The 1,159-nt window shown below is 66.9% G+C and carries 2 protein-coding genes; both read right to left on the bottom strand.

The window, feature by feature from the left end:
• On the bottom strand, positions 1-173 hold a 173-nt coding region (locus F593_RS27360), incomplete at its 3' end, for a flagellin N-terminal helical domain-containing protein (RefSeq protein WP_033208912.1).
• A gap of 395 nt (positions 174-568) precedes the next feature.
• A partial coding sequence (locus F593_RS0121115; protein WP_022930732.1) for a flagellin occupies positions 569-1,159 on the bottom strand: 591 nt, incomplete at its 5' end.

Genomic DNA, 1,159 nt, shown 5'->3' with positions numbered 1-1,159 from the left:
ATCTGACCGCGCATCTTCTCGGAGATCGCCAGGCCCGCCGCGTCATCGCTGGCGCGGTTGATGCGCAGGCCCGAGGACAGGCGCTCCATGGACTTGGCGATCTTGTCGCTGGTGCCGTTGAGGTTGCGATGCGCGTTGAACGCCTCGACGTTGGTGTTGATGCGAAGGGACATGCGTCGATCTCCTTGATCGGCTTTGGTGTGTGCTGTTCCTGGAGCGACGTCCGTGTCGCCCCTGCGCACGGGTGATCGGCGGGAGCGCGCAGGACTTGAGCGGCTCCTCGTACGGGGTCGACGCGGCGATGGCCGACGCGGGCCGACGCGGCGACGGACCGCGTCGCCGGCCCGGGACCGCGGCCCCGCGAACGCGACGACGCCCCCGGGGCCAAGGCTCCGGGGGCGTCGTGGTCCTGCTGGGTGCTGGTGCTGCGGTCCTGCGGTCCTACGGGTCCTGCGGTCCTCGGGTCCTGCAGTCCTGCGGTACTGCTGGTCCTGCGGTCCTACGGGTCCTGCGGTGCTGCGGGTCCTAGGTCCTGATCACCCTTGTACTGCGGTCCTACTGGCTAGATCTAGCGCAGGAGGGACAGCACGCCCTGCGAGGCCTGGTTGGCCTGCGAAAGGATCGCCGTGCCGGCCTGCGACAGGATCTGGTTCTTGGTCAGCGAGACCATCTCCGACGCCATGTCCACGTCGCGGATACGCGACTCGGATGCCGTCAGGTTCTCCTGCGTCACCGAGAGGCTGTTCAGGGTGTGCTCCAGGCGGTTCTGCACTGCACCGAAATCGGCACGAACCTGGGACACGTCCTTGATGGCCGCATCGATGGACGAGAGGGTGATGCCCGAGAGGGTGGTAGCACCGGCAACCGAGCCGAGCTTGTCACCGAGGGAGACGAGGCTGACCGTCGTGGTCTCAGAGTCGTTCGCGCCGACCTGGAACGTAACGGTGCTGTCCGCGTTGAGGAGCTTCGTGCCGTTGAAGTCCGCACGCGTACCGATCGCACCGAGCTCCGTGGTCAGCTGGCTGACCTCGGCGTCGATGGCGGCCTTGTCGTCCGTACCAACCGTGCCGTTCTGGTACTGCACGGCCAGGGTACGAACACGCTGCAGGATGGAGTGAACCTCCGTCAGCGCACCTTCCGCCGTCTGGACGAGCGAGAC

The sequence above is a fragment of the Patulibacter americanus DSM 16676 genome, assembly GCF_000420025.1.
GTDB lineage: Bacteria > Actinomycetota > Thermoleophilia > Solirubrobacterales > Solirubrobacteraceae > Patulibacter > Patulibacter americanus.
The sequence above is the reverse complement of the archived record's forward strand: the minus strand, read 5'-3'. Positions and strand labels throughout refer to the sequence as shown.